The organism is Streptomyces sp. NBC_00454, from assembly GCF_041434015.1.
Classification (GTDB): Bacteria; Actinomycetota; Actinomycetes; order Streptomycetales; family Streptomycetaceae; genus Streptomyces.
In genome coordinates this window covers 853,781-867,191 of sequence record NZ_CP107907.1, presented here as the reverse complement: position 1 = coordinate 867,191, position 13,411 = coordinate 853,781, and the positions used below count along the sequence as shown (strand labels likewise).

General features: G+C 74.0%; 12 protein-coding genes. 5 read left to right on the top strand and 7 right to left on the bottom strand.

Features of this window, described 5'->3' with window-relative positions:
* Window positions 1-9: 9 nt before the first annotated feature.
* From OHU74_RS03995 to OHU74_RS03975, 5 genes are all read right to left on the bottom strand, one after another.
* Complete coding sequence (locus OHU74_RS03995) at window positions 10-2,487, bottom strand: right-handed parallel beta-helix repeat-containing protein (protein WP_371614600.1); 2,478 nt, start codon at window positions 2,485-2,487, stop codon at window positions 10-12.
* Between the two features lie 142 nt (window positions 2,488-2,629).
* Window positions 2,630-3,241: a hypothetical protein gene (locus OHU74_RS03990; protein WP_371614599.1), complete on the bottom strand. Its 612-nt coding sequence runs from the start codon at window positions 3,239-3,241 to the stop codon at window positions 2,630-2,632.
* 371 nt (window positions 3,242-3,612) lie between these two features.
* A complete protein-coding gene (locus tag OHU74_RS03985; RefSeq protein ID WP_371614598.1) occupies window positions 3,613-4,437 on the bottom strand; it encodes an MOSC domain-containing protein in 825 nt (274 codons plus the stop codon).
* A 57-nt stretch (window positions 4,438-4,494) separates the two neighbouring features.
* Window positions 4,495-5,049 (bottom strand): DUF6643 family protein, encoded by a 555-nt coding sequence (locus OHU74_RS03980; RefSeq protein WP_371614597.1) that lies wholly within the window; start codon window positions 5,047-5,049, stop codon window positions 4,495-4,497.
* Between the two features lie 278 nt (window positions 5,050-5,327).
* Window positions 5,328-6,548 (bottom strand): glycosyltransferase, encoded by a 1,221-nt coding sequence (locus tag OHU74_RS03975; protein ID WP_371614596.1) that lies wholly within the window; start codon window positions 6,546-6,548, stop codon window positions 5,328-5,330.
* Between the two features lie 142 nt (window positions 6,549-6,690).
* Between OHU74_RS03975 and OHU74_RS03970 the strand changes: the two genes are divergently transcribed.
* Both OHU74_RS03970 and OHU74_RS03965 read left to right on the top strand, forming a co-directional pair.
* The gene (locus OHU74_RS03970; RefSeq protein WP_371614595.1) at window positions 6,691-7,314 is read left to right on the top strand and encodes a histidine phosphatase family protein; all 624 of its coding nucleotides are present in this window, start codon (window positions 6,691-6,693) and stop codon (window positions 7,312-7,314) included.
* A 70-nt stretch (window positions 7,315-7,384) separates the two neighbouring features.
* Complete coding sequence (locus OHU74_RS03965; protein WP_371614594.1) at window positions 7,385-8,179, top strand: glutamate racemase; 795 nt, start codon at window positions 7,385-7,387, stop codon at window positions 8,177-8,179.
* 58 nt (window positions 8,180-8,237) lie between these two features.
* Here OHU74_RS03965 and OHU74_RS03960 read toward each other — a convergent pair whose 3' ends face one another.
* Window positions 8,238-9,182, bottom strand: a complete 945-nt coding sequence (locus OHU74_RS03960) for an ADP-ribosylglycohydrolase family protein (RefSeq protein ID WP_371614593.1) — start codon at window positions 9,180-9,182, stop codon at window positions 8,238-8,240.
* Entirely contained in the window at window positions 9,179-9,814 is a 636-nt protein-coding gene (locus tag OHU74_RS03955) for a TetR/AcrR family transcriptional regulator (RefSeq protein WP_371614592.1), read from the bottom strand. Before OHU74_RS03955 ends, OHU74_RS03960 begins: the two co-directional genes overlap by 4 nt.
* Window positions 9,815-9,908: 94 nt before the next feature.
* Here OHU74_RS03955 and OHU74_RS03950 point away from each other — a divergent pair, with 94 nt between their 5' ends.
* The 3 genes from OHU74_RS03950 to lnt all read left to right on the top strand — a co-directional run bounded on the left by OHU74_RS03950 (window position 9,909) and on the right by lnt (window position 13,397).
* Window positions 9,909-11,051, top strand: a complete 1,143-nt coding sequence (locus OHU74_RS03950) for an FAD-dependent oxidoreductase (protein ID WP_371614591.1) — start codon at window positions 9,909-9,911, stop codon at window positions 11,049-11,051.
* A 54-nt stretch (window positions 11,052-11,105) separates the two neighbouring features.
* Window positions 11,106-11,621 (top strand): hypothetical protein, encoded by a 516-nt coding sequence (locus OHU74_RS03945; protein WP_371614590.1) that lies wholly within the window; start codon window positions 11,106-11,108, stop codon window positions 11,619-11,621.
* 66 nt (window positions 11,622-11,687) lie between these two features.
* Window positions 11,688-13,397, top strand: coding sequence for an apolipoprotein N-acyltransferase (lnt, locus tag OHU74_RS03940; protein WP_371614589.1), 1,710 nt, complete (start codon window positions 11,688-11,690; stop codon window positions 13,395-13,397).
* Window positions 13,398-13,411: the final 14 nt, after the last annotated feature.

Genomic DNA, 13,411 nt, shown 5'->3' with positions numbered 1-13,411 from the left:
GGCGGGCGATCAGACCACAGGCGCCGGCACGGCCGGCAACTCCGGCAGGTCCGCCGGGAACAGCAGGGTGAGATCGTCCGTACTCGGCTCCGACAGCTGCGCCACCCGCCCCGCGTGCCGCTCGACCATCGACTCGAAGGTCTGGCGGGCGGTGCGGCCGTTGCCGAAGGCCGGGCCCTTGGGCAGATCGGTGAAGTACGCGAGCAGCGCCTCGGAGGTCTTCTCCCCGAGCCGGTACTCGTGCTCCTCGGTCTGCTGCTCCACGATCCGCAGCAGTTCCTCCGGCCCGTAGTCCCCGAAGGTGATGGTCCGGGAGAACCGCGAGGCGACGCCCGGGTTGACGGTCAGGAAGCGGTCCATCTCCGCCGTGTATCCGGCGACGATCACCACGACCGCGTCCCGGTGGTCCTCCATCAGCTTCACCAGGGTGTCGATCGCCTCGCGCCCGAAGTCGCGTCCCGAGTCCTCGGGCGCCAGCGCGTACGCCTCGTCGATGAACAGCACCCCGCCGCGCGCCCGGTCGAAGGCCTCCTGGGTGCGGATCGCCGTGGACCCGATGTGCTCGCCGACGAGGTCCACCCGGGAGACCTCCACCAGGTGGCCGCGCTCCAGCACACCGAGGGAGGCCAGGATCTCCCCGTACAGCCGGGCCACGGTGGTCTTGCCGGTGCCCGGGGAGCCGGTGAAGACCAAGTGGCGTCGGACGGAGGCCGCCTTGAGGCCCGCCTGCTGGCGGCGCCGGCCCACCTCGATCATGTCGGTGAGTGCGCGGACCTCGCGTTTGACGCTGTCCAGCCCCACCAGCGCGTCGAGCTGCCCCAGCACCTCGCCGGAGCCCCGCCCGGCCGCGGCCGGGCCGTCGGCGGCCGGGTCCGGCTCGTCGGCCGGCCGGGGGGCCGGCACCCGCTGCGTCGCGGACCCCTGCGCTACGGGGCTCTGCGCGGCCGAGACCGTACGGATCCCCGCGCGCTCCCCGGCCGCGGCCGCCCCCGAGGCCGAGTGCGCGGCGAGCCGCGGCCCCGACTCGTCGCTCGTGCAGTCCTCGGCGACCGGGCCGTCCTCCGCGAACTCGTAACCCCCGCGCGCCGAGCGCTCGGTGTGGCAGCGGCTCAAGGTGGTGCGGCAGCCGTCGATGACGTGGAACCCGAAGCCGGAACTGCCCGTGACCCGGCAGGCCGTGAAGGTGCCGCGGCCGCCCGCCGACACGTAGAACCCGGCTTCGGCGGGGGAGGTGACCGTGCACCGCTCCAGTGCCGGGTCGGCACCCTTGGTGACGATCACGCCGGTCTGTACGGAGTCGATGGTGCAGTTGGCGAGGGTGCCGCCACTGCCGTGGTCGCGGAACCAGGCCCCGGTCGCCGCTTCCCTGATCCGGCAGTCGTCGAGCTGGGCCGTCGCCCCGTCGCTCACCGAGACCGCGGTGTTGCGCACCTGGGAGAGGTCGCTGTCCACGACATCGGCGCGCGAACCCCGGTCCAGGACGAACAGCGCGTCCGGCACGTCGTGGATCCGGCAGGAGTCCAGTGAGGCGCTGGCGCCGTCGCTGATCCAGACGGCGGGGTAGTCGCCCGTGCTGTCGTGGATCTCGCAGGATTCGGCGATCACGCGGGTGCCCGGGTCCCACACGGACAGGCCGTTGCGGCCGAAGCGGCGCACGGTGGTGCGGCTGAGCGTGAGCACCGAACGGGAGCGCAGGTCCACCGCGTTCTCAGGGATGTCGTGGATGTCGCACCCCGCGAGGGTGAGCACGGCATCCGTGTCGAGGGTGACCCCGTCGGCGGAGGTGCGGTGGACCGAGCAGTCGGTGAGCACCGCGCCGGCCCGCGCCGCGATCTGCACGCCGGCGCCCTTGATCTCGTAGACCTCGCAGCCCAGCGCCTCCAGGCCCGAGCCCTCGCCGGTCACTCCGATGCCCGCGCCCGTGGCGTGGTGGATCCGGCAGCGCTCCAGCCGGGGGCGGCCGCCGCCGCGCACCGAGACCCCGGCCTGCCCGGCGGCCACGACCTCGCACTCCTCGAACACTCCGCCGCCGCCGTCCAGTACGGAGATCCCGACCCCGGCCGGATTCTCCACCGTGCAGCGGCGGACCAGCGGCCGGGCCCCGCTGCCGCGGACCTCGATGCCGGCCGCGGACCGGGTGCTCACCCGCAGGTCGGTCAGCTCGGGGGAGCCGTCCTCGACGAGCAGCGCGGGAGCCGCCCGGTCCTGGCCCTCCAGGTACAGGTCCTGGACCACGGCCGAGGCGCGGATGGTCAGCGCGACCCCGTCGAGCGGAGCGATTCGCACCGAGCCCACGGCACCTTCCGGCCCGCGCAGGGTCACGGCGTGGTCGAGCACCAGGTTCTCGCGGTAGGTGCCGGGCGCGATGGACAGGACGTCCCCGTCACCCGCCACGGCGAGCGCGGCGGTCAGCGTCGGATATTCACCGGAGCGGCGCCGCCACCGAGAAGACCCGCCGTGCGTCACCTGGACCGTGCCCTGAGCCATGGTGCTGTCGTGCCCCCGCCCTCGTGTTCGCGTGTTCCGTTGCGCGTGTTCGTTTTCCCGCGCTGCCGAAGAGACGGTCGAGACCGTGGCGACGGTTCCGGCCGCCCCACCGTAGCGCGCGCGGGGCCGGTGAGTTGCCAGGTCAGCTGCCCGCGCCCGCCCGACCCCAGTCGGGTCCCGCCGCTGCCCACGCGCGGTCCAGCCGTATGTACCGCCTATGCATGAGCCTACGTACGACCAGGCGGCGGACCGTCTCCACCAGTCCGGCGATCCCGAGGGCCGCCGCCAGGCCCGCGACCCCCGCGTGGAAGGTCGCGGAGGACGGGTCCAGGGGCTGCCCGACCAGCCGGCCGTGCGTATCGGTCCATATCCGGAACCGGTCGCCGGGGTGCGGCGGTTCCTCCGCGGCCGGCACCGTCCCCTGGTGGCTGCTGCCGTCGGGAGCGGTCCACGAAGCGACGATCTGCGTGCGCTGCGGGGTCTGCCGCTGCGCCGCCGGATCGGTGGCCGCGCCCGCGAGGGCATCCGGGGTCGGCCGGACCACCACCGCGGGAATGAGGTACCGCTCCTGCCGCTGTTCGCGCGCGGCCCGCTGCAGGGTGCCGTCCACCCGCAGGCCGGCGGCCCAGCCGATGGCCGGAGCCACCACCAGAACACACACCAGCGCGGCGAACGCCACCCACGCCTCGAAGAGATCAGTCTGCCGCCGCAACGGATTGCGCCGCCAACGCCACACACCCAATGCTGTCCGCACGGTCCGGCTCCCCCAACTTCTGCCAGTCTCCGTCTGCCTGCCGATCCAGCCTCCCGCATGCCCCGATCGTGCGCATTCCGGGACTCGCGAGACTTGTGTCACCCGATCCGGTACATGTCGATGGACGAAGCAGAACCCGCACCCCGCACCCCTGCACCGCTCGGCTCTCCTCGCACCTTTCTCGCAGCTTCCCCGTACGTCTCGAATGTTCCAACGGGCAGGTCGCGGCGGTTGGTTCCAAGGAATTCGAAGAGCCCCCCGAACGTGTCATTCCGCCGCGCGGTCGGCCGGTCGTGCCGCCGCGCGTGCTGCCGTTCGTCGGGCCGTTCGCCCCGCGGTCCCGCGGGTCGATCCGTCGTCCGCCCCGCGGTTCACTCCATGACGCGGACCTCGTCGCCGACGCGGACCGTGCCCAGCCGCACCGGCACCAGCTGTCGTCCGAAGGCCAGCGACTTGCCGATCCGGCGGTGCTTGGCCAGGGTCTTCAGGGGCTCCTTGCCCCGCTCCGCCGTGACCTGGTCGGTGGTCGTGACGATGCAGCGCCCGCATTCGCGCACCCCTCGGAAGACGGCGTCGCCGATCGCGATGCGCCGCCAGTCGTCCTCGGCCCACGCCTGCGCCCCGGAAACGACCACATTGGGGCGGAAACGGTTCATCGGGAGTGGCCCCTCGCCCGGGTGGTCCCCCTGCGCTATCAGCGAGTTGAGGGCGTCCAGCGAGGCGAGGGTGGTGATCAGCAGCGGGTAGGCGTCGGCCAGGCTCACGGTCTCGCCGGGCAGCGCGTAATCCGGATCCACGGGCCGCCGTACGGCCGGGTCGTCCATGTGCACCAGGTGCGCAGGTACCCCGAGGTACGCACCGAACCAGTCGGCCGCCGCACGCGCCGCGGCCACGGTCTCGATCTTCTTTCCGAACAGCACCACCGGTTCCCGCGGCCCCGGCTCCGGTACCTCCACCGTCAGGTCCGCCATGCCCGGCGCCGACAGAGCGATCCCGCCGCCCCCCAGCGGACGGGCGCTCGCCAGGGCCAGCCTCGGCTGCTGGCGTTGGGTGATGACCGCGCCCTCGCCGTCCACCACCGCCCACCGGCGGTCACCGGACAGACCCCAGGGCTCCACGGCCACCTCGTTGGGAGCTGTCCCCGCTACCGACTTGACGGGATGGACGTGGAGCGCCTGGACATACATGTTCGACATGAGGGCATACTGCCAGCCGCCCTCGGGACCTCCGCCACGACCTCGGTGCTCTGTGGGTCAGTAACCCCGCCCCTGCGGCTGGTACGGACGGCCGTACGGGTCCTCGTACGAGGCGGCCGGGACCGGTGCGGGCTGCGCCTGCATCGGACGCGGCGCCGCCGGGCGCATGGCCTCGTAGCCGGTGCTCGTGGCGACCGGGCGGGGCTGCTGAGGCTGGGGCTGCGGGACGTACCCCGTGCGGGCCGCGAACGGCTGCGGCGGGATGTACGAGGCGGGCGCCTGCTGGAGCGGCATCTGCTGCTGCATCTGCTGGTACGCCGGCTGCTGCGGGGCCTGCTGCTGGTACTGGTACCCGTACGACGGGACGTGCTGGTGCTGCTGCGGCAGGGCCGGCGGGAGCGCGGCCGGCAGGGCGGGCAGCGCGGACGGGAGGGCCGGGAGGTATCCACCGCTCGAATAGCCCGAACTCGGGGAGTCGTAGGCGGCCGGAACGCGGATCGGAGCGATCTGCGGGGTGCCGCGTTCGGCGACGAGGGAGTCGTAGATGGGGGTGTCCGGGAAGGAGGGCGCGGAGTAGTAACCGCCGCCATAAGTGGAGCGGGGGGAGGTCATGGACCTAAGTTAAGCCCACGACTTCACCGGGTCCATAGCGAGGTGCCCCGAACACCGCCCTGACCTGCATATTCGCAGGTCAGGGCCACAGCTTTCACTTCACGTTCACGTGCACGATTCGCCACTTCCGCCCCGTCTTGCTCCTACTCGTACTCGCCGGTTGGGTGGTGCACCGATATGGAGCCGGAGGCCCGCCGGCCGCGCACCGGCTCCGCGCTGACAGAGCGTCACAACGCGGTGACCTCGGATGACATGGTTTCGGGTGGGGACGACCGGTTTCAGACGTCGCCCGGGCGGGCATAGGTACGGCCTTTCCATGACGCCCCGCGTCCGCGGTAGTGCTGCACCGCCGAGTCGACGGTCATCAGGAGGTAGAGCAGCGCGGTGAGCGGAAGCAGCGGCGCGAGGGCGGGCGGCTGCCGGTAGTACCGCAGCATCGGCAGGTACGTGGCGGTCATCAGCAGCCAGGCCAGACCCCCGGCCCAGGCGACGGCGGGCCTCCCGGCCGCCAGGCCCGCCAGGAGGGCGGCGGGCGGCACCAGGTAGACGAGGACCAGCCCGGCCACCGTGCCGGCCAGCAGCGCGGGCTGGTGGCGGAGTTGGGCGTACGCGCTGCGCGAGACCATCCGCCACAGGTCGCCCAGGGAGTCGTACGGGCGCACGCTGTCGACCCGCTCCGCGAGGCCGAGCCAGATCCGCCCGCCGGTGCGCTGGACGGCGCGGGCGAGGGAGACGTCGTCGATGACGGCCTGGCGGATCGAATCGGGCACCCCGGCCCGTACGGCCGCTTCGGTGCGCAGCAGGACGCAGCCGCCGGCGGCCGCCGCGGTGCGGGCGGTCGGGTGGTTGATCCAGCGGAAGGGATAGAGCTGGGCGAAGAAGTACACGAAGGCGGGGACGATCAACCGCTCCCACGCGCTGACGGCGCGCAGCCGGGCCATCTGCGAGACGAGGTCGAGACCGGCGCTCGTGGCCGCGGCGACCAGCTCGCGCAGGCTGTCCGGCTCGTGGGCGATGTCGGCGTCCGTCAGGAGGAGGTAGGCGGGTGGCGGCGCGGAGGGGGGCGACGGCGCGGAGGGGGTCGACGGGGCGGGCGGGGCGGGCGTCGGTGTCACGGCGTGGGTGATGCCGTGCCGGAGCGCCCAGAGCTTGCCGGTCCAGCCGGGGTCGGGATCGCCGGGGGAGAGGATGGTGAGGGGGAGTCCGGGGTGCGCGTCGGCGAGCCGGCGGGCCAGGGCGGCGGTGCCGTCCGAACTCCCGTCGTCGACCAGGATGACCTCGGCCTCGCCGGGGTAGTCCTGCGCGAGCAGCGAGGGCAGGCTCAGCGGCAGGACCGCGGCTTCGTCCCTGGCCGGGACGATGATCGCGACGGACGGCCAGCGGGCGGGTGCGTGCCGGGGAGGCAGTCGGGTGTCGGTCCGCCAGAACATGCCCTGGCCGAAGGTGAGCCAGAGCCAGACGGCGAGCGAGACGCAGGCGGCGACGAGGAGGGGACCCATCCCGGCAGTGTGCCGCGCGGGGCGGGCCGCGGGGGGTCGGGACACCGGCCGTCGGGGGCATTCGACGGCGGACGGAACCGATGTCGGAGGCGGCGGCGTCCCTGGATGCACAAGATCGTCAGTGAGTGCGGAGGAGTTCGTCATGACCGGCACGGCCACCCGATACCTGTACCTCGTCCGGCACGGCGAGGCATTGCCGGACGAGAGCGGGCTGACAGAAGGCGGCCGTCGACAAGCCTCGCTGCTCGGCCAACGCCTCCGGGACGTCCCCTTCACGGCCCTGCACCATGGTCCACTGCCCAGGGCCGAGCAGACCGCGCGGCTGATCGGCGAGCACCTGAAGGACGTCCCCCTCAGCGTCTGCGACGTTGCCGGTGACTACGTCCCCCACATGCCGGTGAGGGACGAGCTGCCGGCGGAATCGGCCGACCTCTTCCTCCGCTTCCTCGCCGATGTCCCCGACGAGGAGCGGGAGCAGGGGCCTGCGCTGGCGCGCCGGGCGCTGGACATGTTCACCGGGCCGGTGGACGGCGAAGAGGACCGGCACGAACTGGTCGTCACCCACAACTTCCTGGTCGGCTGGCTCGTCCGGGAGGCCATGCACGCGCCGAAGTGGCGCTGGCTCGGCCTCAACCACGGCAACGCCGCACTCACGGTCATCCGCTACGCGCCCGGTCGGCCGGCCTGTGTCCTCGTCTCCAACGACATGCGGCATCTGCCCGCCGAACTGCGCTGGACCGGGTTTCCCCCCGAGCTGCACATCTGACTGCGCCCGCCGACGTCAGGGCCGCGGTGCCGTCGGCCTCGGGCGGGCGGGGATCGATTAAGGTGACCAGGTGAAGATCGCCCTCATGGACTCCGGCATCGGCCTCCTCGCGGCGGCCGCCGCGATGCGGCGGCTGCGGCCGGACGCCGAGCTGGTGCTGTCGTGCGACCCCGACGGAATGCCCTGGGGTCCGCGGACCCCGCAGGACCTCACCGGGCGGGCGCTCGACGTCGCCCGCGCCGCCGCCGCGCACCGGCCGGACGCGCTGATCGTGGCCTGCAACACCGCCTCCGTCCACGCGCTGCCGGCGCTGCGCGCGGAGCTGGAGCCCGCGATCCCGGTCATCGGGACCGTGCCGGCGATCAAGCCCGCCGCGCTCTCCGGAGGGCGAGTGGCCATCTGGGCCACCCCCGCCACCACCGGCAGCCCCTACCAGCGCGGTCTCATCCGGGACTTCGCCGAGGGGGCCCGGGTCACCGAGGTGCCCTGCCCCGGACTGGCCGACGCCGTCGAGGCCGCCGACGAGGCCGCCGTCGTACGGGCCGTGGCCGCAGCCGCCGCGCTCACCCCGGCCGACGTCACCGACGTGGTGCTCGGCTGCACGCACTACGAGCTGGTCGAAGCCCCCATCCGAGCCGCCCTCGCGGCGCGCACCGGTGGCGCCCGTCTCGTCTACCACGGCTCCGCCGAGCCCGTAGCCGTGCAGGCGCTGCGCCGCCTCGGAGCCCGGCCCGAACCGGGCCTGCCGCGCACCGGCAGCCTGACCGTCCTGCTCAGCGGCCGTCCGGGCGCCCTTCCGGGAGCCGCCCTCACCTATGTCGAAGGCCGCCTCCTGGCCGGTCAGAACGCGGCCGTCGGGGGCTGAGCCCGGGCTGAGTGTCCCGGGCTGAGCCCCGGGCCCGGCAAGATCCGAAGGAGACGGCCTAGCCCTGCTCGGCTACGGCTGCGCCGCCCGCCTCCGCGAGGCGTCCGGCCAGGTCGCGCAGGCCGGCCGCGTCCAGGGTGCGGTCTCCGAAGCCCGGCAGGGGGACGTGCAGCGGGGTCGTCCAGGAGTCCGGGATCGCCCCTCGGCCGTAGCGGGCCCCGGCCAGGATGCCGGTGACCGCGGCCACCGTGTCGGTGTCGCCGCCCAGGTCCACGGCGGCCCGTACGGCATCCGCGAAGCCGCTCGTGGTGCGCAGCGCCCACACCGCCGAGCCCAGGCACGGCCAGACCGCCCCGTTGAACTCGGTGGCGAGCTCCGGGTGCCAGTCCGGGGCGAGGACCCGGGCGTACCGCTCGCGGTGGTCCGGATGCACGGCCTCCAGGGTCGCGGGAAGCGCGGCCAGTGGATCGGCTCCGTCCAGGGCCACCCGGACGAGCTCGTGCAGGATCGCCGTACCCTCCCAGGCGGCCCGGTCCCCGTGGGTGAGCGCCGCGATCCGCCGGGCCGCGTCCATCGTGGCCTCCCGCCCGGCCGGCGCGAAGTACACCGCCGAGGTGGAGGCCCGCATCAGGGAACCGTTGCCGGCGGCCCGGACGTTGATCTGAAAGTGCAGAGCCGCGGCCAGGTCCCAGGCCTCGCCGTTCGTCAGCACGTCCTCCGTCTGGAGCCCGATGTCCTTCGGGTCCCCGGCCGCCCAGCGGCGGAACCGGTCGAAGACGTCCGGCAGGTCGAGCGCGCCGCGCTCCAGCAGGGATTCGCCGACCAGGACCGCCATCTGCGTGTCGTCGGTCGCCTCGCCCGGATCCCAGCCGCCGCCCCCGCGCATCTCCTCGCCGCGGGCACTCAACTGCCCGGCGGGGCCGAACTCGTAGGGCGCGCCGAGAGCGTCACCGGCAGCCGAGCCGAGCACGGCTCCCACGGCACGGTCGAGTCGGGTGGTCATGCCTCACCTTCCTTCGGGTCGCGGCCTTCGCAGCCCTCGCGGCCTTCGGGGCATACGGAGGCCAGCGCGGCGCGGGCGAAGGCGTCCAGGTCGTCGAGCCCGGCCGCGGCCAGTGTGCCCGGGGCGCCGGTCAGGAGGTGGAGGACGGCTCCGTGCAGCGCGAGGGTGAGGGCGCGGGCCTGCTCCGGACCGGACGGCATTCCGGCTGTTCGCAGCAGCTGCCCGTACGCGGCGAAGTCCGACGCGGCGATCGGATCCAGGAGTGCGGCCAGCCAGGGCCGCCGGGTCGCCTCGGACTGGAGCTCCAGGTACGCCACCATGCGCGGCCGGCCCGGTCCGGACACGTCGCGCAGCAGCCCGGCGAGCAGTGCGGCGAGCCCGGCCCGGTCCGCCGGGCCCGGACCGGAACCCGCGAGAAGGGCGGCGAGCGCCCGGTACTGCTCCACGCAGCGCTCGGCGACCGCCCGCAGGAGCGCGTCGCGGGTCGGGAAGTAGTTCTTGGCCGTGCCGAGCGGTACGTCGGCCGCCGCGTCGACGGCCCGGTGCGTCAGCCCGCGGCCGCCCGCGTCCGCGAGCACCGCGACGGCCGCGTCGCGCAGCCGGTCTCTCCGGTCCTGGTTCCCGTAGTTCACGTTGCCAGCTTAACCACAGCCGTGGTACCACAACTGTAGTACCACGGCTGTGGTGGTTGGTGGCTGTTGTGGGTGGCCGAGCGGGAGGTGCGTCATGGGCGCGGGTGCAGCAGGTACGGCGGGGACAGCGGTAGTCGTCGGGGCCGGGGTCGGCGGTCTCGCCACCGCCATCGGGCTGCGCCGCGCCGGGTGGGAGGTGACCGTCCTGGAGCGGCGGGCCGCGCCGGAGCGGTACGGGACCGCCTTCGCCGTCCACCCCACCGCCCAGGCCGCCCTCGACCGGCTCGGCCGAGGTCTCGGCGAGGCGCTGCGGGAGCGCGCGGTCCCGTACCGCGATGCGCGGATACGGCGCCCCGACGGACGGGTGCTGGCCGCCCTGCCGCTGGAGCGGATCGAGCGGAAGGCGGGGAGGCCGGAACTCCTCATCTCCCGTCCCTACCTGATCGACGCGCTGCTCGCGGCCCTCGACCGGCTCGGCGGCACGCGCATCGCGTACGGGCAGGCCTACGAGGCCGGGGACGCGTGGGGCGCCGACCTCCTCGTCGGCGCGGACGGCATCAACAGCGCCGTCCGCGCCGCCCGCTTCGGCAGGGGGAGCGGCCCGCGCGAGCTCGGCACCGACGCCTGGATCGGCATCGCCGACTTCGAGACCGGTGTCCACGGCGAGACCTGGGGCGACGGCCGTTTCTTCGGGATGACCCCGGTCGAGCCCGGCCGCACCAACTGGTACGCCGCCCTTCCCGGGGCCGCCACCGCCGAGGACGTGCGGGCGGCCTTCGCCGGCTGGCACGACCCGATCCCGCGGGTCCTGGCCGACACCGATCCGCGGACCTGGATCCGCTACCCGGTCCGCCACCTGCACCCGGCGCTCCCCGCCTTCACCCGCACGGACGGGTACGGACCGGGCGGCGCACGCGGACCGGGCGGCGCGGGCGACCCCGCCTGCCCCGTCGCGCTGGTGGGCGACGCGGCCCACGCCATGACCCCGAACCTCGGCCAGGGCGCCTGCACCGCGATCCTCGACGCCGAGGCCCTGACCAGGGCCGTGACCGCCCGTGGAACCGCCGGCCTGCCCGCCGCCCTGCGCGCGTACGAGGGCGAGCGCCGCCGCAGCGCCCAGCGGGTGGCCTTCGGCTCCCGGACCCTGCACCGCTTCGTGACCCTCCGCCGTCCGGCCCTGCGCGACGCGCTGGTCGGTCTCCTGCCGGGCGGCGGGGGTCCGGCGACCTCGATGTGAAACGGGGCCGGAGAGCCGGTGGCGTGCGTGCGGAACGTGAGTACGCTGCTACACATGACGGTTCACCCCCCGGGTCCGCTCTGGACGGGCCGGGCATCCAACCGCGTGCAGTGGCTGCTCGCGGGGGCCGGTGCGGCCTGCCTGGCGCTCGGCGTCGAGCTCGCCGTCGACTACGCCTGGGACGTGGGCATCGTCGCGCTCCTCATGGCGGTGATCGGCTGCCTCGCCGTGGGCCTGCTCATCCTCTTCGGCACCCTGGCCTTCGTCCACGTGGCCGTCACCGTGGACGCGGAGGCGATGGAGGTACGCTGCGGGCACATCGGCGTGCCCCGCCGGAAGATCCGGCTGGCCGAGGTGACGTCCGCCGAGTTCCTGCCCCGGATCACCCCCCAGCAGTGGGGCGGCTGGGGCTACCGCTGGCGCCCCGAGAAGGGGACCGCCGTCATCGTGCGGCGCGGTGAGGGCCTGGAACTGCGGCTCGGGGACGGCAAGCTCTTCACCGTCACGGTGGACGACGCCGAGAACGCGGTCCGCGTCATCCGCACCCATCTGCGCGCCCTCGCCCACTGAGCCGTGCGACGGCACAGCCCAGCAGCACAGTCCACCGGCACAGCCCGGGGACGTACACTCCGCCAGATGAGCAGCAGTGCGACCCGCCCGGCGGGGAACGAGCCCCCGAAGCCCGCCGACCCGACCGAGGCGGGACCGGATGTGGATGCGCAAGCGGAACCCGGATCGGGACCCGAAGCGGAACCGGGAGCGGCGGCCGGAGCGGCCGCCGGAGCCGGACCCGGGGCGGGGCCTTCGGCCGGTTCCGGCCTCCGCCGGTGGGCCGGGCGGCTGAAGCGCCCCGTGCTCGCCGTCGCCTCCGGCTTGCTCCTCTATCTCAGCTTCCCGCCCCGCCCCCTGTGGTGGCTGGCCCCCTTCGCCCTCGCCCTGCTCGGCTTCTGCCTGTACGGGCGCCGCGCGCGGGCCGGCTTCGGTCTGGGCCTCCTGCACGGACTCGCCTTCCTGCTGCCCCTCCTCGTCTGGACGGGCGAGGGCGTCGGCCCGGTCCCGTGGCTGGCCCTCGTCACCCTCGAATCGGTCCTGATCGGACTCACGGCCCTGGGGATCTCCCTCGTCAGCCGGCTTCCCGGCTGGCCGCTGTGGGGCGCCGCCGTCTGGATCGCCGGCGAGGCGCTGCGCGCCCGCGCCCCCTTCGGCGGCTTCTCCTGGGGCAAGCTCGCCTTCGGCCAGCCCGACGGGATCTTCCTGCCGCTCGCCGCGCTCGGCGGCACCCCGCTGCTCTCCTTCGCCGTGGCCCTGTGCGGATTCGGGCTCTACGAGGTCGTGCGCGTCGGCGCGGACACCCGCCGGGCCACCGCCGCGCTGCTCGCCGCCACCGCCGTGGCCGCCCCGCTCGCCGGGGCACTCGCCGCCCGGCCGCTGGTGTCGGTCGCGGCCGAGGACGGCACCGTCACGGCCGCCGTCATCCAGGGCAACGTCCCGCAGACCGGTCTGGACTTCAACTCCCAGCGCCGCCAGGTCCTGGACAACCACGCCAACCGCACGCTCCAGCTCGCCGAGGACGTCAAACTCGGCAAGGTGGCGAAACCGGACTTCGTCGTCTGGCCGGAGAACTCCTCCGACATCGACCCCTTCGCCGAGCCCGATGCCTACACGGTGATCGACAACGCCGTCAGGACCATCGGGGTTCCCGTGGCGATCGGCTCCGTACTGGTCCCCGAGACGGGGCCGCTGCGCAACACGATGATCCTGTGGGACCCGGTCAAGGGCCCCGTCGACACCTACGACAAGCGCAAGATCCAGCCCTTCGGCGAGCGCATCCCGATGCGGTCCTTCGTCCGGCTCTTCAGCTCCGACGTCGACCGGGTACGGCGCGACTTCGGCCCCGGCAAGGAGCCCGGCGTCTTCGACATGGCGGGCAGCGGGGTCGGCATGGTCACCTGCTACGAGGCCGCCTTCGACGACGCCGTCCGCTCCACCGTCCAGGCGGGCGCCCAGGTCCTCGCGGTACCCAGCAACAACGCGACCTTCGGCCGCACCGAGATGACCTACCAGCAGCTCGCCATGGACCGGGTCAGGGCCGTCGAGCACAGCCGCACCGTGCTGGTCCCGGTGACCAGCGGGGTCAGCGCCGTCATCCGCCCCGACGGCACGGTCGTCAGCCGGACCGAGATGTTCACCGCCGACGCCCTGGTCGAGGCGATCCCGCTGCGGTCGAGCCAGACCCCCGCCACCCGGTTCGGGCCGCTCGCCGAGTACCTTCTGGTGGCCGTCGCCGCCTTCGGGCTCGGCTGGACCCTCGTCCGCCGGATCGGCAGGGCCGGCAAGGCCTCGTAGGGTCGAGCTGCCCG